The organism is Sinorhizobium sp. 7-81, assembly GCF_030124405.1.
In the GTDB taxonomy this organism is placed as follows: Bacteria; Pseudomonadota; Alphaproteobacteria; order Rhizobiales; family Rhizobiaceae; genus Sinorhizobium; species Sinorhizobium psoraleae.
The window spans coordinates 327,474-345,680 of sequence record NZ_JASKLT010000006.1 but is presented as its reverse complement, the minus strand read 5'-3'; the positions used below and the strand labels follow the sequence as shown (position 1 = coordinate 345,680).

Sequence of the window (18,207 nt, the reverse complement as noted above, 5' to 3'; positions counted from 1 at the left end):
CCGCTATGGTCATTCGCATGAGCACAATGAACATTTCCTTGCCGGATCATCTCAAGAGCTTCGTCGATGAGCAAGTCGCCGGACGGGGCTATGGGACAAGTAGTGAGTATATTCGGGAGTTGATACGTCGAGATCAGGATCGCCTCGCGTTACGCAGGCTGTTGCTTGACGGAGCCTCGTCTGCACCAACCGAGCCGGTCGATGCGGAATATTTCCCCAGCCTGCGCGATCGAGTTCGTGGTCTGCGCAGAAAGTGAACAATAAGACTGTTATTGCCCGGGAGTTGGCGCGCAGCGACGTCGAGGCGGCCATCGACTATTATGTACGCGAAGCAGGAACCGAGATCGCGCTCGGCTTTATCGACGCTCTTCAAGAGGCGTACTCTTTGATCGCAAGCCATCCGGAGTCCGGGTCGTTGCGGTATGCATACGAGTTGGGATTGCCTGACCTGCGGAGTGTCTCTCTGAAGCGACATCCCTATCTCGTCTTCTATCGCGACCAGCCAGGTCATGTCGACGTGTGGCGCGTGCTTCATGCCAAGCGGGACATTCCGCAGTGGATGCAGGAGCCGAACAGTCAATGACCGATCGGATATTCCCGGAATCTATTAGTGAGCCGGCGGATGCACAGTCGACTCCCGATGGCCCGATCGCATCGGCCGTCCGCCGAGAGGAGCAGCATCTACAGAAACTCGCCTTGGAAACAAAGGTCCCGGACGGTGGCTTGAAGGTCCCAAGGCCGGTAGTCAGAGCATGGCCTTACGCGAAAACGCGATCCTAACTGCCTCGCGAGTTGAATCTAGTGGATCCAACGTCGGGAGGAATTCGATGGACTAGAACCGCGTAGAAGGAAACTGGAAGCAAGTGAAGGGTAAGATTAAAGAGCAGTGGGGCAAGCTCACCGACGACGACCTGGACCAGATTGCCGACAACCGTGAGCAGCTCGCAAGCAAAATACAGGAACGCTACGGCATCCCCGCTCCGGCGGGGTTTTTGTTTATTCACGAAGCCCCTGCCTATATGACTTTGTGAGCCTCGGTAACTTTACCGCGGAACATACCGTCGGCTGTGAGGTTGAGTTAGAAAGACAAAGGCAGCCCCGTATGCACTCGCTCAACCTCGCTGGCATCATGATTCTCCTTGTTATCATTGCGCTGTTCGCCCTGGCTTGGCTAATCTAAGGAGTAGCTTGGCGGGACCGTGTCCCTTGCGGTCACTTTGAGAAGTCCACGGCAAAGAATGGCAACGCCTGTAGAACGGCAGAGGCGACAGACTGCCTAGTCGGCTTCCGCTGCATCGCAACGGCAAGGGCCGATCGTCTCGAACGCGTCTTATCAGACACGCAAAGGACGCTGTAGCCCTTTGAATTGCTCATGTTTCCTTGAACGGGCACCGGTTCATGGAAACATGCAGCGGATGGTAGTAAGCCAGCAGTTTGCCGGCATGCCGGTCGAGGAGTGCTGACTAGCTGGTGCGCTTCAACGATCAAGTGTCACTCGTCTGCCCTGCGCGTCGAAAAGGTGTAGGTCCTTCAGACTGGCCGCCACTTTGACCTCGTCACCGATCTCAAAGTCGGCCCGCCCCGAGACACGGAAGACGAGATCGCGGCCGCTTGCGAGCCTGCCATGCAACAAGCTCTCAGCGCCCACCAGCTCGATGCCATCGACGCGCACTGTCGCTTCGAAGTCGCGAACCCCTGCCTGATCCTTGATGACCGTCAGATCTTCCGGCCTGATCCCGATCGTGAACGGCCCCGACGGTCTTGGGAGATGCGATGCCAGCGCCCAGCCGTCCATCGACCCGTCCCCGTCGAGCAGATTCATCGATGGAGAACCGATGAAGGTCGCGACGAACACTGTCGCTGGCCTTTCGTAGAGTTCGATCGGCGTGCCCACCTGCTCGATGCGTCCAGCATTGACGACGACAAGCTTGTCGGCAAGTGTCATCGCCTCCATTTGATCGTGTGTCACGTAGACGCTTGTTGTTCCAAGCGAGCGCTGCAACCGCTTGATCTCGATGCGCATCTGCCCCCTGAGCTTGGCATCGAGGTTCGATAGCGGTTCATCGAAGAGAAAAGCGGCCGGCTCGCGAACGATCGCACGCCCCATGGCAACGCGTTGACGTTGGCCACCGGAAAGCTGGCGCGGCTTGCGATCGAGATAGGGCTCGATTTCGAGCGTCTTCGCGGCCACGGCGATACGTCGTTCGATTTCGTCTTTCGGTGTCTTGCGGTTCTTAAGGCCATAAGCGAGGTTCTGTCGAACCGTCATGTGCGGATAGAGCGCATAATTCTGGAAGACCATGGCGATGTCGCGCTCGGCCGGCTCCAGATCGTTGACACGGCGATCGCCGATCAGGATCTCGCCGGACGTGATGCCCTCCAGGCCGGCGATCATGCGCAGAAGGGTCGACTTGCCGCAACCCGAAGGGCCGACAAGCACGACGAGTTCGCCATCCTTTATCTCGAGCGATACGCCCTGGATTGCTTCGACGGCGCCAGCATAGGTCTTGCGAATGTCCTTGAGAATGATTTCAGCCATTACTTCTCCGTCTCCACGAGGCCTTTGACGAACCAGCGCTGCATCAACACAACGACAAGCACGGGAGGAATGATCGCGAGGATCGCGGTCACCATGACGTAGTTCCAAGGTGTAGACGCGTCGGCGAAATCGACCATTCGCCGCAGTCCGATGATGATCGTATTCATCCTGGCGTCGTTCGTGACCAGAAGCGGCCAGAGATACTGCGTCCAGCCATAAATGAAGAGGATGACAAACAGTGCCGCGATGTTCGTCCTGGAAAGGGGGAGCAGGACGTCGCGCATGAAGCGGAAGGGGCCGGCGTTGTCGATGCGCGCCGCTTCGACCAGTTCGCCCGGGATCGTCAGGAAGAACTGACGAAACAGGAATGTTGCCGTGGCCGAGGCCATGAGCGGCAAGGTCAGTCCCGCATAGGTATCGATCAATCCGAGGTCGACGATCACCTTGTAGGTCGGCAGTATGCGAACCTCCACCGGCAGCATCAGCGTGATGAAGATCATCCAGAAGAAGACCATCTTCATCGGAAAACGGAAGAAGACGATCGCAAAGGCGGAGAGAAAGGAGATGACGATCTTGCCGATGGCAATCGCGAGCGCCACGATCGTCGAGTTGAGGAGCAGCCGCTCGAGACTGACGCCCACGACGCGCTCGACACCGCCAGCCATGGCTTCGCGATAGTTCTCGACGAACTGACCGCCGATTGTAAGCGACATCGGCGGGCGGATGATCTCGACGGACGTTCGCGTCGATGCCACGAACGTGTAGTAGATCGGAAAAACGACGATCAGGATGCCGATGACGAGCACGAGATGGCCGACCAGGTTCGATATGGGGCGGTTTTCGATCATCTCGGCACCTCAGGAATAGTGGACGCGCTTCTCGACGAAACGGAACTGGAACGCCGTAAGTGCGACAACAATGACCATGAGGATTACCGATTGTGCGGCCGAGCCGCCGAGATCGAGGTTGACGAACCCGTCGTTGTACACCTTGTAGACCAACGTCTCTGTTGCTTTTGCCGGCCCGCCGCCGGTTACAGCGTGGATGATCCCGAAGGTGTCGAAGAATGCGTATACCGTGTTGACGACAAGCAGGAAGAACGTTGTCGGCGCGAGCAGTGGGAAGACGATCGTCCAGAAACGCTTGGTACCGCGGGCGCCGTCGATCGACGCCGCTTCGATCAGCGATTTCGGGATGGCCTGCAGGCCGGCGACAAAAAACAGGAAGTTGTAGCTGATCTGCTTCCACGCGGCCGCGACGATAACGAGCAGCATCGCCTGGTTGCCGTTGAGCAATGGATCCCAAACGAAACCGTTGCGCCGGAGCAGATAGGCGAATGTTCCCATGGCTGGATTGAACATGAACAGCCACAACATTCCGGCGACCGCGGGTGCTACGGCATAGGGCCAGATCAGAAGGGTGCGATAGACATTCCTCCCCCGCACGACGCGATCCGCCGATGCTGCGAGCAGGAGCGCCACTGCCATCGACAGGAGTGCCGTCGCCAGACTGAAGACCGCCGTGACGTTCAAGGAATGCAAATAGGCCGGATCGGAGAGAATGGTCCGAAAGTTGGCAAGCCCGACGAAGCCCGACTTCAGGCCGAAGGGGTCCTCGCGCAGGACCGACTGATAGAGTGCCTGACTCGCCGGCCAGAAGAAGAAGACCACCGTCAGAACGATCTGCGGCGCCAGCAGAAGATAAGGCAGGATCTTGTTGGGAAAGACGACAGGCTGCAACGCGCTCCCCTTCGTTTAAAAGATGAGTGCCCGCGCCGACAAGCGACGCGGGCAAGTCGCACCTGGTGTCAGTTGCTGACCGCCGCGGCGATCGCCGCGTTGGCTTTCTTGACACCGTCGCTCAGCGCGCTCTGCGCATCCTTCTGGCCGGAGAGCATCGCCTCGAACTCCTCGTTCAGGATGTCCCTGACCTGGGGAAGGTTGACGAGGCGCACACCCTTCGAGTTTTCGGTCGGTGCCTTGCCCATCATCTGCTTGATCGGCGTCTCGCGGCCCGGGTTCTTTTCATAGAAACCAGACTTTTTCGTTTCATCGTAGGCCGCCAGAGTCACCGGCAGGTAGCCCGAGACCTGATGCAAGCGCGCCTGGATTTCGGTTTTCGAAAGGAAGTTGAAGAACTCGGCAACGCCCTTGTATTCGTCGTCCGACTTGCCGGCGAAGACCCAAAGGCTCGCACCGCCAGGGATTGTGTTCTGCGGCCCATTGCCTTCGTAATAGGGCAATTGCCCGATGCCATAATTGACGCCTGACTTGATGATGTCGCCGAGGCCTCCGGAAGACTCGGTGAGGATCGCGCATTCGCCCGAGGTGAACAGCTGCTTTGCTTCCGAGGTCCGCCCGCCATACCGGAAGGTGCCGTCCTTGGCCAGGTCGGCGATGGATTGGAAATGCTGTACGAACAATGGGGCGTCGATCTTGAGTTCGACGTTAGGACCGGCAAGCCCATTCTCGTTTGTGCCGTAGGGCACATTGTTCCAGGCCGCAAAATTCTCCGTCTGAATCCAGGTCAACCAGGTGGAGGTGATACCGCAGGCGGAAGCGCCGCTGGCCTTGATCTTCTTGGCGGCATCGAAAACTTCCGGCCAGGTCGCTGGCGGCTTCTCGGCATTAAGCCCCGCCTTCGTGAATGCGTCCTTGTTGTAATAAAGGATCGGCGACGACGAGTTGTAGGGGAAAGACAGCATCGTACCGTCGGCCTTGGAATAATAGGACACGATGCCGGGAAGATACTGGTCCTTGTTGAATTCGTATCCGCCCTTCTGCAACACCTCGGCGACCGGGACGATAGCGCCTTCCGCGCCCAGCATCACACCGCTGCCGGCATCGAAGACCTGTAGGATCGCCGGCGCCTGTTTCGAGCGAAACGCCGCGATACCGGCGTTTAGCGTTTCCGGATAGGTGCCCTTGAAAACGGGAACCACTTTGTAAGCGCTTTGGCTTTCGTTGAACTCTTTGGCAAGCTGCTCGACCACCTCGTTGTTGGCGCCAGTCATCGCATGCCACCAGCCAAGCTCTGTCGCCGCAAAGGCGTCTGCCGCGAGAAAAACCGAAAATGCCGAAGTAGCCATGAGCGTCCAGCTGAATCGTTTCAAGACCATTCCTCCCAGTTCTTTCAAGGTAAGAAATACAAGCGCTTGATGGGACAGTCCCTCCTCGACTCGTCCACATCCGCCTTTCGCTGCGAAAGCCAACGCAGTAGAAACGAAATGGAATGAATAGGCAATGAAAATAACGATGCGGAATTTCTGTTCCGGTTGGCTGAGCTCACCCCGCGATCGCGTCGGCTGAGATGAGGGTCGCACAGGACCGTTTAGGCAAGTCTAGTTGCGCGTGGCGACATCAACGATGCCGCCAAGCTCGCCGGTGGGTGAGCGGACCGAAGTAGCATTTGAATGGCCGCCCACCCACCAATGTGTATTCCCGATCTCATTAGCACGGAGCCGTTGATGTGAGCCGATACGATGGTTGGAATCACCGAGGCGTCTGCGACGCGCAGACGCCTCGGTGCAATGGACGCGCAGGTCCGGTGATACCGTGCTGCAGGGTTGCTATCTTCTCCGAGAGGCCATCAAGGGCTGGTGTCGCATCGACGCCGCCTCGGACTGGTGAGCGGCATCGTCCGCTCCTGGACCGAAAAGCAATTCAAAGTGCTCCTGCACCGCCGTGCATTTGAAGAGACGCGCAGCGGTGCAGCTGCATTTCATCGCAGTTCTCGCTGAACCGGGAGTGCTCCGCCTTGTACGAGCTGACGCTTGAGGTGAAGGGGGCGGGACGGGCTGATGGCGTAGGCGCCGTCGCCAAGAAGAGCCTGGGCCACGGATAGAATGATCAGGTAAAGCGGATACTCCCAGCCACCACCGGTGGCGGTGAAGACCCATCCGTTGCCGGAATGGACGCCCAGGGCCCCCACAAGGATGGGCAGGAGGGCGAGGGTTACCCAGCGGGACTGGATACCGAGGATCAGCAGGACGCCGCCGACCGCCTCGGCAAAGAATGTCAGGTAGGCGAGGGTGGGCGACAGGCCGATCGACTGGAAATACTGCGCCGTCCCGGTGAGCGTGAAAGTCAGCCACTTCAGCACGACGCTGTGGGCAAGATACATCACGCCGAGGGACAAGCGAAGCAGAAGAGCGGCATAGGCAGCAGATAGAGGCGATTGGGTCATTGAAATCTCCATGCATTTGCATATAATGCTAGATAGATGCATCTGCATCGGAATGTCAACTATGCAATTGCATTGAGTATGTGAAAGAGACCAGATGCGTGGACCGTCAGAGATCGTCATCACTGCCTGGGCACGGCTCGTGCGTGCGCAACGAGCCGTGATGGCAGGAATCGAGGGAGAACTGAAACAGGCAGGTTTCCCGCCCTTGTCCTGGTACGATGTTCTGCTGGAGCTGAAGCGTCGGCCGGATGGGCGTCTTACACCGCGCGAACTCGAACAGGAGATGCTCTTCGAGCAATACAATCTCTCCCGGCTTCTCGACCGCATGGAAGCCGAGGGCCTGGTGCGTCGCATTCCCTATCCCGGCGACAAGCGACGCCAACTCATCGAGATCACCGAGGAAGGACGGTCGCTGCAAAGACGCATCTGGCCCGTCTACGCGGCTGCCATTGAGCAATATGTCGGCGCCAAGCTGACGGAGGGCGAGGTCCAGGTTCTCGCCGAAGCCCTGAAGAAGCTCTTGGCGGCGGACGAAAATGAACGCGCTCGTCCGCTGGCGAAAAAGCAGTCCGCCACCTCCGCGTCAGACGATCGCGTTTCCTGATCCTCTCCACATGCGCAGAGTATCCTGGACAGCCCCAGCCGCCCACAATGACCGGCAGGAGACTAGAGAGGCCCTATGGACTGGAACGACCTGCGATATTTCCTGGCCGTCGCCCGCACCGGAAGCCTCTCGGCGGCGACCCGTGAGCTCGGGACCAGTCAGGCCACCATTGGCCGGCGGGTCCAGGCGCTTGAAACTGCGCTGGGAGCCGTCCTCTTCGAGCGGCTGAACACCGGTTACGTCCTGACCTCGGCCGGTCGCGAGATTCAGGCTCGAGCCGAGGCCGCGGAAGCCTCGGTTCTTGCGGTGGCGCGCGGGGTCGACAGGGAGCTGGGCCAGGTGCAGGGTTCAGTGCGGCTGGCGACCGGGGAGGCCCTGGCGAGCCACCTGATCGCGCCTCGGGCCAGCTCGTTTCGGGCAACATATTCCGCTCTTCGGCTGGAATTCGTCACCGGGTTTCGAGCCGTCAGTCTCTCCCGGCACGAAGCCGATTTGGCTCTTCGCCTGATCCGGCCGGATCAAGGCGATTACATCCGCCGCAAGGTCGGCGTCGTTGGCTTCGGTCTTTATGCCAGTGCGGCCTTGGTCGATGCGCACCCCGCTCTCCGGTGCGATCCGTGGTCGGTTGATTTTGTCGGCTGGGATGCATCGATGCGGGACGTCCCCATGGCCGGATGGATCAAAGGTCAGGCGCTGGATCGGATCGTCGCAACGGCAACCAGCATGAACGTTCAGTTGGCCCTCGCGCGAGCGAGCCTTGGCGCGGCGCTTCTGCCCTGCTTCGTGGCGGATAGCGTGCCCGACCTCGTGCGGTTGGCCGGACCTTCCGACGTCGGCATCCTCGACCTGTGGGTGGTCGTCCACCGGGATCTCAGTCGGGTTCCCCGCGTCCGGGCGGTCCTGGATTTCGTCGGTGGCCTCTGCGAACAGGAAAGCGCTCGCCTGCGCGGCGTGTGACGACGCTTTTCAAGAATGAAAAGCCCCCTCGCCAACCACGAGCGTTCCAGCGCGCGTCGGATAGCGGCATATCTTTGGCTCACCACTACCAGGAGATTGAGCCATGCCCACAATCATCGAAATGTCCAGGCTCGGGGAGCCTGATGTGCTTGTTGCACGAGAAGTTCCTCCGGAACCGCTGAAGGACGGTGAGCTGCGTCTGCGCCATACGGTCGTCGGCTTCAACTACCTCGACGTCTATCTCCGCAAGGGCGTCTACGGAGTTCCGCTGCCATGTGTGCTCGGCATCGAGGCCACCGGCCGGGTGATCGAACTCGGGAAGGGGGTCGGGGGTCTCAAAGTCGGCGATCGGATCGCCTATACGAACGAGCTTGGAGCTTATGCGACGGAGCGCACTCTGGACGCCAGCCGGGCCATTGCCCTGCCGGATGATGTCTCCGACGAGGACGCCGCCGCCTTGCTCTTCAAGGGGCAGACGGCACACATGCTGCTGAGGAGGGTCTACAAGGTCGGCAAGGGCGACACGATCCTCGTTCATGCCGCGGCCGGGGGTGTCGGGCTTGTCCTCGTCCGGTGGGCCAAGGCTTTGGGTGCGGCCGTCATCGGCACCGTCGGTTCGAAGGACAAGGTCGTGCTGGCGAGAAGCAACGGTTGCGATCATGTTGCGGTTCTCGGCCAGGACGATGTAGCGTCTTTCGTGCGTGAGGTCACCGGGGGGGCTGGCGTGCAGGCCGTGTACGACTCGATTGGCCGCGACACGTTCGAGGGCAGCATGAGGAGCCTGGCTCCGTTCGGCGTGATGGTGTCCTATGGCCAGGCGTCAGGCGAAATCGACCCCATCGAACCGCGGCCTCTCAGCCGGTATGGTTCGCCGCTCTTCACCCGCGCGAATGTCGACTGGCACATTGCGGACACGCCCACCTATCATAACTCGGCAGCCGAGGTGTTCGATCTTATCCGCTCCGGGACACTGGTTGCCAATATTGGCCAACGGCTCCCGTTGACATCCGTGGCCGAGGCGCATCGCCAAGCCGAAACCCGCGCGACAAGGGGATCGACCCTCCTGATCGTGTAGGAGGTTCGCGGTACCGCGCCGTGCGTCTGACAAGCCTCGCGACGCGGTCATTGCTACTTGCATGTTTCCTTAAATCGTAACTGAATCAGAGACAAAAACATGCAGCAATTCAAAGTGCTATGGCGATCCGATGGTTCACTACTGGAGAAGCTGGTTGAACAGTTTTTCGAAGGCGCCGGTTTCTTGATCAGGCTGTCCCGCGACAGGCGCCGATTGCTCAGCCGCAACGGTTGGTGTGCCGGGCTCCTCGGCGACTTGCGGGGTGGGCGGTGCCTCGCCGCTCTCCGGCATACTGCCGCCGATGATCTCCTCGATGGAAAGCTGGTTCCCTTCTCCTTTCAACGTCTTGTCTATGGCGCCGCCGACGATGTCGCGGACCGATCCACCCGTTCCTCCTCCTGAGAGCAGATCGTCGATCCGCAGCTTGTCGGTCGGCAGTCCGAACTTCTTCAGCGTCGCCAAGGCAGCGCCGGGATTCTTCAACAGCCCGGACAGATCGGGGTATATGCGCGGCTTGGCAAAAGGTCCTTCGACGATGACCGGAACGCCGATGCCGTCGGTTGAGATGCCTGCTCCCTGTCCCTCCAGAGACGCGACCATCCGCGGATCGAGGCGAAACCTCAAACGCCCATCTGGAATGTTCGCCTCGCCGCTGCCGCTCATGCGGATGAGCGGGCCGATAAGCTTGATGTCCTCGGTTCGCGCAACGCCGCTCTCAATGGCAAACGAAGCGCCAAGTTCGGTGAACCCGGTCGCTTTGCTTTCGTCCTGCTTGAAGCCCGACGACATCAATCCGACGAGATTGTTGTAGGCGTCGGCGACGTCGATACCGCGAATGGCCCCGTCGGAAAAGCGGACATTCGCCGTCCCCTGAAGCGATTGCGTCAGTGCTCGGGTCGTGCCGCCGGCACCCATAACGTCGATCTGGGCCTGTAACGCGCCCTCGAGATTTCTGAAGTTCGCCATGTCGGTCAGAAGCGGCGCAGCCGAAGCTCCCGAGATCGAGGCCTGCAACGCAATGGCAGGTTCGCCCCCCGAGCCGTCGGCCTTCAGATTCGCAGCAACATGGCCGCCATAGAACGGGCTTTCGGGAAGTTTGAGATTTGCCACTCCATCGGCGATGACCAGGGTGGTTGCAACCGGTCCGGCAAAGACGCGGCCGTATCCGAGTTTTTTTGCGTTTACCTGGATCGATGCCTCGATTGACCGAAGCGACGAGAGATCCAGCGGAACGTCCGGGGCGGGTCTGCCTTCCTTCGCTTTCGGTTCAGCCGCGGGGGAGCGCGCGCCGGCAAGGCGTGCGAAATCCAACTCCGCGAAGTTGAGTGCGCTCGATATCTTGAGTGGTGTCGTGAATTGGACGGAGCCGTTCCCGGTCCCCTCGACACCGTTGACAGACAGCATGGCGTCTTCGAAAGAAATGCCCGTTGCGCCGGCACTGACATCGCCGCTGAACGCAAGCTGGTCGATGCTGCCAGCGCCGCTCTGTCCAAGCCAGGCGAGGAATGCGCGGAGGTTGGCCGTCGAAAAATTCACCTTCCCGGCATAGTCACCCGGAAACGCTGCCTTACCATCAAGGGCGAGAGCCGCGTCCGGCATGCGCAGATCAAGCTTGAAGGGTATGTCCGCCGTCCCGGGCTTTCCGCCTAGAAAAAGATCGCGCACCGGCACCCGCAGATCAACATCGACAGGTTTGCCGCGCCACGCCAGATCGCCCGACACGCGCACCGGCTTTGCGAGGTTCTCGATCCTGACGGCAAGTTTCTTGGCGGTCACCTCGCGCATCGACTGATCAGCGGCGCCGGGGACGACAAAGGTCGCGTTGCGCAGGCCGATGCTACCGGTCATGTTGATTGTTTTTTTCAGGGCGTCGCCTGTGAGGCCGCGAAAAGCAAAGCCGGTATCGATCGTCACCGCCCCAGACAGGGGAGCCGATTGCCCGGCCAAGCTTGCCAGTTTGTCGATATCGAGCCCCTTGCTGGATACACGGCCCTTGAAAGTCGGCTCATCACCGCGGACGTCGGCGGTGACATCCGCCGCGACGCTGCCGGCATCGATGCCGAGGTGCTCAAGTTGCGCTGTAAGCTGTCCGTCTTTCAGCGTTGCCGCGAAGGCGACGTCCGACGCCGAGACATCGCCAACGGCCAGATCACTTACACTCACGCTGACATCGGCGTCGAAACCCGCCAGGAGCTGCAAGCCCGCTGCCGCGGGCTTTTCCGATTGTGCTTTCGACTGATGCGACGAAGCAGACGTCGCCTCGACGAACGCGCTCAAGTCCAGCCGATCGGCAACGAGGTCGGCGAGAAACCGAGGACGGTCGCCAGGTATAAAGAGCGCGTCCAGCCCAAGCACCTGTTCGCCGACGCTGAATTTGCCTCCACGGATCTGGTAACTGCCGTTGGCATTGAGGGCCGCTTGCCCCGTTGCCTCGAACTCGGAGAGGCCGGGGGCGGGCGCCGGATCAGCTTCGAAAGAGAGGCTCAGATCGGCGGGCTGGCGTTCAAGCAAGGGGCGCAGAGAAGAGATGGCGAGCGTGACCTGATAGCGTCGTTCCTCGATCTTGGCGCTGGCGGAAAGGGATAGCTCGCCGTCGATGTCGGGAACGGCGAGCGAAAGGTCGACATCGGTGATGGTCTGCTTCGAACCGGCGCCGTCTTCCTGGTTCAATGTGCCGCCGACGATCGAGATCGAGTCGATTGCGCTTCGCTCCAGGAAGGCGACGAGGGCTGAAAGCGGATCGCCTGGCTTGGCCTGGTTCTCGCCTGCGCCGCGTGTGGTCGATGTATCATCCGCCTTTTCGTGAAGCATGATGACTGGCCGAGCGACCTTGATCTCTTTGATGTGCAAGCGATTCGACCAGAGGGACGACAGCGTCACAGAGCCCGCGAGTTCTCCAATTTCGGCAGTGACACCCTTCGCTTCGGCGGAGAGCGCGACATCTTCCGCTACCACCGCGAGATGGGGGAAGACGGAAAGTTTGACAGGGCCATTTAGCGCTATTGAACTGCCCGTCGCGGCCGAGAGTTGGCGGCCGAGTTCGGCGCGCATCCAATCGCTCGAAACGAGAGTAGGCAAAACAACGAGAGAAGAGGCAGCAAGCGCACCGAGCGCCAGAAGGCAAAGCAAGAAACGCTTCATGTGTCTCCTCGTTGCGAAAGCGACTGATTCGTTATCGTTTTCCAGGAAGGCCACTTTTGCAACTCTTGCGAGACATTCGCCCGTCGCGTCAAAGAGGAGGGATGACCGGCTGGCAAATCTCTGGTGGACTTAGACTGCGCGGGCCATACGGCCCTCGAGTTCCTCCAGGCGGCGGACGAAGCCGGGATTGGCCGGCTGGAGCACCACGGCATCGGCGAGCATGTCGCGCGCCGTCGCCAGCTCGCCATCGCGGATGTGACGGTTGGCCCGGTGGTAAAGGAAGTTGACGCGTTCGACGGGCGAGAAGGCGTCGCCGAAGCGGGCGTGGAACCGGTCGGCCCAGGCTGGATGGCGGGCGATCGCCGTTACGGCGATCTGATAAGGGCGCATGGGCGCATTGACCCGGACTGCGCGAGCCAGTGCTCTCAAGGCCGTGCGGTTGTCGGCTCGGCACGCCTCGATGAGCGAAAGTGCACGTGCCGTTCCGGTGAAGGCCCGAACCGTACCGTGCCCGGTCATATGGACCGGCACAAGGCGTGTTTCCGCCTGCAGCGCGGCGATCCGTTCCGCGTGCCGGCGATCTATGGCGTGGAAAGGATCGAAGAAGAGATAGCCCCGACCGGCCACATGGTCTGGCGCGATTCCCATGTTCGTGTGCAGGTCGGGCGCAAAGTGACGCGTGAAGCGGCTATCGAACGGCACGGCTTTCGGATCTATGGAGACTTGCGGGCAAAAGGCGATGGCGACGGTCGCCTCGAAGCGGCGGCGGTAACGCAGCGCGGCGTAGCCGCCCTGCGAATGCCCGTAGAGAATTCGCTCCGGCGCCGCGTGGAGGATTGGGGCTGCCGCCGCGACAGCCTTGACCACGCTTGCCGCCGGAAACCAGTTCGGCCGTCGGCTGATGAAGCCCAGCGCCGCGATGTCTGCTTTCTCGCAGAAACGCTGCCCCCAGAAGCGGCTGCCGTTTGCCTGCACTTCCATCTCGTTGAAGGTGACGAGAAGGTAAGGCGACGATCCCGGGTGATGGATCACTTCCAGGTTCTCGTCTGAATAAATGAGCATGGAGAAACTCCGGAAACGGACGGACGCCGACATCAGTTGTTTGCGCTTCGCGAGGTCAGGGCCCCGCGACTGTTCGGAGCGGTCCTGCCTTGACCAGCGGACCGCTCTCCGACGCCATTCACGCCACTGCGCGCTGTGTTGCCGATAGGCTCTCTATTTCGATGCCGATCTGCGGCTCCAGGTCGGCTCGAGCCATGGCCATGCGCAGGTTTGCGTTCACGAAGCCCGCCGGCGTGCCGCAGTCAAAGGTGCGGCCGCCAAACTCGAAGGGCCGAATTTCCTGGTCTCCCATGAGTGCGATCATGGCATCCGTCAGTTGGATTTCGCCGCCCGCCCCAGGCGCCTGGCGCTCAAGAAGCTCGAAAGTCTCCGGTTGGAGGATGTAGCGCCCGGAGATGAAGAGGTTGCTGGGGGCGGTGCCCGGTGCCGGCTTTTCGACCAGGCCAGTCACGAGGGGACCGCCGGCCGCCGGTTCCAGCGAGACGATGCCGAATTTATGCGCGTCTTCGGGCGCGCACTGCTCCACGGCGATGACGTTTCCGCCATGGCGTTCGTAGAGTGCCACCATGGACTTGAGGCAGGGCTCCTCGGAAATCATCAGCATGTCGGGAAGAAGGACGGCAAAGGGCTCGTCGCCAACGATGTGTCGGGCGGTCCATACGGCATGGCCGAGGCCTCGCGCCTGCTGTTGGCGCACAAAGGAAATGGTACCGGCACCAGGGGTGTTTTGCGCAATCCTGTCCGCCAGCGGATGCTTGCCGGCATTGCGCAGGCAGACGTCGAGTTCGAACGCATGGTCGAAATGATCCTCGATTGCGCCCTTCATTCGGCCGGTGACGATGATCACGTGCTCGATACCCGACGCGAAGGCCTCTTCGACGATGTAGTCCAGCACCGGCCTGTCGACGATCGTCAGCAATTCCTTCGGGACGCTCTTCGTCGCCGGAAGCATCCGTGTGCCGAGACCGGCGGCGGGTATTATGGCTTTGCGGATCTTTTGCATGTGGTTTGTTCTCCGATTCATGCGACCTTGCGAACGGGATTGTCGGTGTCGATCAGCTTGTGAGTGACGCCGTATCGACATTGTGGTGGCTGTTGGTGCGGCGCTGGACGTCCAGGATAGGATCGGAAAGCCCGGCACCTGCTTGGCTCTCCTTTTCCGAAAGCAGGCGGCGGTAGAGCGAGGCATGTTCGCGAGCGGAGTCGATGTGGCTGGTCGGCCGCCGCATGGTTGCCCGCAGCCGATCCCAGGCCTGCGGTTCACTCAGAACTTCGGTGATCCGATCTGCGAGATCCTGGGCGCTGCCGACGCGGAAATGCAGACCGTCCGTCCCATCCTCAATCTTCTCGGCCATGCCGCCAATATCCGAACAGATGATCGGCCTGCGGTGGTGCAAGGCTTCCTGGATGACCACCGGCGAGTTTTCCCACCAGATGGACGGCAGCATCACCCAGTCGGCCGAGCGGATCAGCCGCGGCATGTCCCCGTTTTGATAGGCACCATAGAAGCGCACGCGACGGCCGGCCTCGTCGATCAGCTTCTTCACACGGTCCTGGAAATCTGCGGGCTGCCGTTCGAGGTTGCCGCCGAAGATCATCAGGCAGGAGTCCTCGCCCCAGATGTCCTGGGGCACACGTGACACCGCGTCGATCAGAACGTCGACGCCCTTGAAGGGCGTCATCTGGCCGAAATAGGCGAAGCGATTGCGCCGTGCGCCGCTGGCGGGCAGATCGCGCGCGGCTGCGGATTCCTTCATCACTATGCCGTTCTCGATCACGGAGAGCTTCTCCGCCTCTATTCCCCATTCGACATATCGAGTCGCGAGGAACATGCTGGGAGAGACGAAGGCGTCGGCAAGGCCGAGCATCCCGCGCACGAACTGTTCCCGCTTCAGGAAACGTGAGACGGGGATTTCGGGAAAGCATCCATGGCAACTGATTGGGGAAGCCTTGTTGCAGAGTTGGCTCGACGGCCGTTTCACCATCTGCCCGTGGTTGTGGCAGATCGACAAGTATTCGTGGAAGGTGACCACGATGACCGCGCGCGGCAGCGCCTCGCGGAGGGCATAAAGGGCCTCCAGCCCCATGCCGATCACATGGTGGAAGTGAACCACGTGCGGCCCGAGGTCACCGACGAAGCGCAACAGGTCGCGGCGGATGGTCTCCGTATCGCCGTTGGACAGGAAGAAGTGGTCGTAGTCGTCGGCGTGGAAGAGAACTTCGTCCACGGCCAGACGAAGACTCATGAGCGCCGAGGCACCGTGACGCGGAACGGGATGGCCGACCCTGGCCAGATAGATCGATTCGATGCCAGGCAAGGCATTCAGCCCCTTGTGGAGGCTATGTGACGCGATCTCCGCCCCACCCAGCGACGTCGCCGGATGACCATGCGAGACGACAAGGACCCGGAGTTGCTCGCTCATGCGGAAACCCTCTCGGTGGGAAGTTCTTCGCCCATCAGGGCGGGAGCCCAACGGGCACGGAATATTGCTTGATCTATCCGCTCGATAAGAACGGCCATTGCGGCTTCGCCGACGTCGGCCACCTCGTCGGAGCCCAGCATCTGCACCGATGGCAGCCAGTAGGACTCGATCCCGGCGCGGCTGAGCCTCAGTCCCAGATCCATCCCCTTCTGCTGGGAGCCGAGATAACTGGCGGAAAAGCCGCCGGCGCGCAGAAGAGCCTCGCGGGGGGCGATGCAGCACTCAAGGGAAGCCGCTGCAACACGGGTCGTCTTCAGCCCGGTCACAGCGCTCAGCGGATAGCCGGCATAACGGCCGAAGAGCGGATCTTCGGAATGGCCGTCCGACCAGCTGCCGGCCCAGCGAACCGAGTGGTCCTCATAGGCAAGGGTAGGGGAGATGATGCTCCCCTTCAAAGCCTCATGGGCGGCGGCGAGCTTGCCGTACCAGCCCGTCCTGTGCGGCAGCAACGAGCCGCCAAGCAGGACCACTGTCTCGCTTGCAAGCGCTCGCACACCCACTTCCAGGAGGTCGTAGATATCGCCTGCTTCCTCGGCTGATATCAGCCTGAGCGGCAGGCGATAGAATTGCGCGACTTGCCTGATGCGGGCGGCCTGTCGTCTGAAGCGCTCGGCTGGCACGACAAGCGCGATCGGCGCGCGCTGCGTTTCGGGGTCGAGCGCAAGGAGCCCGAGGAAGGGCGCAATGTCTGCGTCCTCAGCCTCGCCGGCGGCGATGACAATCGGCGGGCCGACCGCCTCATTAAATCCGCCGGCATCGACGATTGCGCCAACGGTCGGCGAGGGGCTCTCCGATGCGTTGAGGAATGGCACGATCTGGCGGTCGATAAGATCCGAGAGTGCCCAGTCTGCGGGGTCGATGGACCGGATTTGGCGCAGGGCGGCCACGCGGCCCGGGACTCTCGCAGGCGTCAGCGGCATGAATGCGCGGCGGGAATCCTTGAGCGTCAGTTCCAGATGGAGCGGCGCTGCAGCGTCTCCGCCCAAGCTGTTGGCATAGACAATGAAGCCGTGAGAATGGCTGTCGCCCTCGAGCGCACTTTTGAACATCGGCTCGTCGGTGAATGCGTCCGTCACATCGGGGCGATCGAGCCGGGTCCAGCAATCATCGAGCCGCGCTTCGGCGCGCCCACGGCGCAGCTTGACGCTCTGAACATGACCGTCCGCGTCGAGCATCCACCCCGTCATCAGGAAACCGCCGCCGTTCTCCTGAAAGAGAGTGTCTATTCCCAGCCGCACGGGAAGGGGGAGGGTCGAGATCGTCTCTCTGCCGTCGAAGCTGTTCGCAGCCGCGCGCAGGCGCAGCAGCACCTGGGGCGAGCTATGGGTCTGGAGCAACACGGCGCGCATGTGACCAGGCGTTTCCGCGGGCCCAGCGATGAGCCTGCGCTCGTGAACTGCCGCATATCGCCAGGCTCCGCGCCCGCGATAAACCAGCCCCTCGATGTCACGCGCCCTGAGCGTCTCGTTTGCGGGCAGCAGGCCGACAAAGCCGCCGGCCCCATCCGGAACGTCCTGGCGCGGAAAAGTCGCGATCCCGCAATCGGTGGCCATGGGCTTTTCGCCACTCACAACCGCCCGGCAGACGCCAGCCGCGATGTCCCGACCCCAACCTTTTAGGAAAATCGCTCCGCCATCGCTCTCGCCGAGGAGCTCGATGAATCCATCGCCCTTGTGCGCGGCCTTCAGCAGCGTGATCATGGCTGAGAGCCTGCGGCGCCCGACAGGCCCCTTCATCATGAGGTCCAGTAACGAATCCAATATGTCGGACAGTTGGGGGCCGGCAGCCTCTGCCACGATCGCGGCGACGTCGCTGACCGAGACTGGACGAGGCGTGAAAACGTACCGCCTGCCAGTCCTCTCCTGTCCGAAGCGAACGGTCGTGAGCGGACGTTCGGTGCCGTCTAGGGTTAGCAGCGCTGCGAAGCCGTGGGACGCCGAAGCCGCGGGTGTCGCCAAGGGCCAGCCAATGACGGAGGCGGTCAAGCTGGCGGCGGGATCGTCATTGAGTTCCGCCGTGAGCTGGCCGGCCATGGATCCGCCGGCGCCGACGATCAGCAGGCAAGACTCGTCTATGGGACAGGCGACAACTCTTCCGGCCCGCATGATCCTGCCGCCAGGCGGCGATGTCAGCTTGAGGCTCTGCTCCGTTCCGACCATGC

At 61.3% G+C, this 18,207-nt stretch carries 15 protein-coding genes and 1 pseudogene; 6 read left to right on the top strand and 10 right to left on the bottom strand.

Annotated elements, in window-relative coordinates; translation table 11 throughout:
* Positions 1 to 5: 5 nt before the first annotated feature.
* From QN224_RS21485 to QN224_RS21475, 3 genes and pseudogenes are all read left to right on the top strand, one after another.
* Positions 6 to 257, top strand: a complete 252-nt coding sequence (locus QN224_RS21485) for a type II toxin-antitoxin system ParD family antitoxin (RefSeq protein ID WP_283978319.1) — start codon at positions 6 to 8, stop codon at positions 255 to 257.
* Positions 254 to 583, top strand: coding sequence for a type II toxin-antitoxin system RelE/ParE family toxin (locus tag QN224_RS21480; protein ID WP_283978282.1), 330 nt, complete (start codon positions 254 to 256; stop codon positions 581 to 583). The genes QN224_RS21485 and QN224_RS21480 overlap by 4 nt, the downstream gene beginning before the upstream one ends.
* 244 nt (positions 584 to 827) lie before the next feature.
* A pseudogene (locus tag QN224_RS21475) lies at positions 828 to 1,031 on the top strand (CsbD family protein).
* A gap of 446 nt (positions 1,032 to 1,477) precedes the next feature.
* On the opposite strand, the gene QN224_RS21470 reads toward QN224_RS21475, so the two are convergent.
* The 5 genes from QN224_RS21470 to QN224_RS21450 form a co-directional block, all read right to left on the bottom strand.
* Positions 1,478 to 2,539 carry a sn-glycerol-3-phosphate import ATP-binding protein UgpC gene (locus QN224_RS21470; RefSeq protein ID WP_283978281.1) on the bottom strand — a complete coding sequence of 354 codons (1,062 nt, stop codon included), beginning with the start codon at positions 2,537 to 2,539 and terminating at the stop codon, positions 1,478 to 1,480.
* Positions 2,539 to 3,387, bottom strand: a complete 849-nt coding sequence (gene ugpE / locus QN224_RS21465; RefSeq protein WP_283978280.1) for a sn-glycerol-3-phosphate ABC transporter permease UgpE — start codon at positions 3,385 to 3,387, stop codon at positions 2,539 to 2,541. The genes QN224_RS21470 and ugpE overlap by 1 nt, the downstream gene beginning before the upstream one ends.
* Positions 3,388 to 3,396: 9 nt before the next feature.
* On the bottom strand, positions 3,397 to 4,278 hold the full coding sequence (ugpA, locus tag QN224_RS21460) for a sn-glycerol-3-phosphate ABC transporter permease UgpA (RefSeq protein ID WP_173514233.1): 882 nt from the start codon (positions 4,276 to 4,278) through the stop codon (positions 3,397 to 3,399).
* A 68-nt stretch (positions 4,279 to 4,346) separates the two neighbouring features.
* A complete protein-coding gene (gene ugpB / locus QN224_RS21455) occupies positions 4,347 to 5,627 on the bottom strand; it encodes a sn-glycerol-3-phosphate ABC transporter substrate-binding protein UgpB (RefSeq protein ID WP_283978318.1) in 1,281 nt (426 codons plus the stop codon).
* A gap of 632 nt (positions 5,628 to 6,259) precedes the next feature.
* Positions 6,260 to 6,724 (bottom strand): DoxX family protein, encoded by a 465-nt coding sequence (locus QN224_RS21450; protein WP_283978279.1) that lies wholly within the window; start codon positions 6,722 to 6,724, stop codon positions 6,260 to 6,262.
* Between the two features lie 94 nt (positions 6,725 to 6,818).
* Between QN224_RS21450 and QN224_RS21445 the strand changes: the two genes are divergently transcribed.
* The 3 genes from QN224_RS21445 (at position 6,819) to QN224_RS21435 (ending at position 9,360) form a co-directional block, all read left to right on the top strand.
* Complete coding sequence (locus QN224_RS21445; protein ID WP_283978278.1) at positions 6,819 to 7,328, top strand: helix-turn-helix domain-containing protein; 510 nt, start codon at positions 6,819 to 6,821, stop codon at positions 7,326 to 7,328.
* Between the two features lie 75 nt (positions 7,329 to 7,403).
* Complete coding sequence (locus QN224_RS21440; RefSeq protein WP_283978277.1) at positions 7,404 to 8,285, top strand: LysR family transcriptional regulator; 882 nt, start codon at positions 7,404 to 7,406, stop codon at positions 8,283 to 8,285.
* A gap of 103 nt (positions 8,286 to 8,388) precedes the next feature.
* On the top strand, positions 8,389 to 9,360 hold the full coding sequence (locus QN224_RS21435) for a quinone oxidoreductase (RefSeq protein WP_283978276.1): 972 nt from the start codon (positions 8,389 to 8,391) through the stop codon (positions 9,358 to 9,360).
* A 138-nt stretch (positions 9,361 to 9,498) separates the two neighbouring features.
* Here QN224_RS21435 and QN224_RS21430 read toward each other — a convergent pair whose 3' ends face one another.
* From QN224_RS21430 to QN224_RS21410, 5 genes are all read right to left on the bottom strand, one after another.
* On the bottom strand, positions 9,499 to 12,501 hold the full coding sequence (locus QN224_RS21430) for an AsmA family protein (RefSeq protein ID WP_283978275.1): 3,003 nt from the start codon (positions 12,499 to 12,501) through the stop codon (positions 9,499 to 9,501).
* A gap of 129 nt (positions 12,502 to 12,630) precedes the next feature.
* Positions 12,631 to 13,563: a hypothetical protein gene (locus tag QN224_RS21425; RefSeq protein ID WP_283978274.1), complete on the bottom strand. Its 933-nt coding sequence runs from the start codon at positions 13,561 to 13,563 to the stop codon at positions 12,631 to 12,633.
* A gap of 118 nt (positions 13,564 to 13,681) precedes the next feature.
* Positions 13,682 to 14,566: a UTP--glucose-1-phosphate uridylyltransferase gene (locus QN224_RS21420; RefSeq protein WP_283978273.1), complete on the bottom strand. Its 885-nt coding sequence runs from the start codon at positions 14,564 to 14,566 to the stop codon at positions 13,682 to 13,684.
* Between the two features lie 52 nt (positions 14,567 to 14,618).
* Positions 14,619 to 15,986, bottom strand: coding sequence for a glycosyltransferase family 4 protein (locus tag QN224_RS21415; protein WP_283978272.1), 1,368 nt, complete (start codon positions 15,984 to 15,986; stop codon positions 14,619 to 14,621).
* The gene (locus QN224_RS21410; RefSeq protein ID WP_283978271.1) at positions 15,983 to 18,205 is read right to left on the bottom strand and encodes a hypothetical protein; all 2,223 of its coding nucleotides are present in this window, start codon (positions 18,203 to 18,205) and stop codon (positions 15,983 to 15,985) included. Before QN224_RS21410 ends, QN224_RS21415 begins: the two co-directional genes overlap by 4 nt.
* Positions 18,206 to 18,207 lie beyond the last annotated feature (2 nt).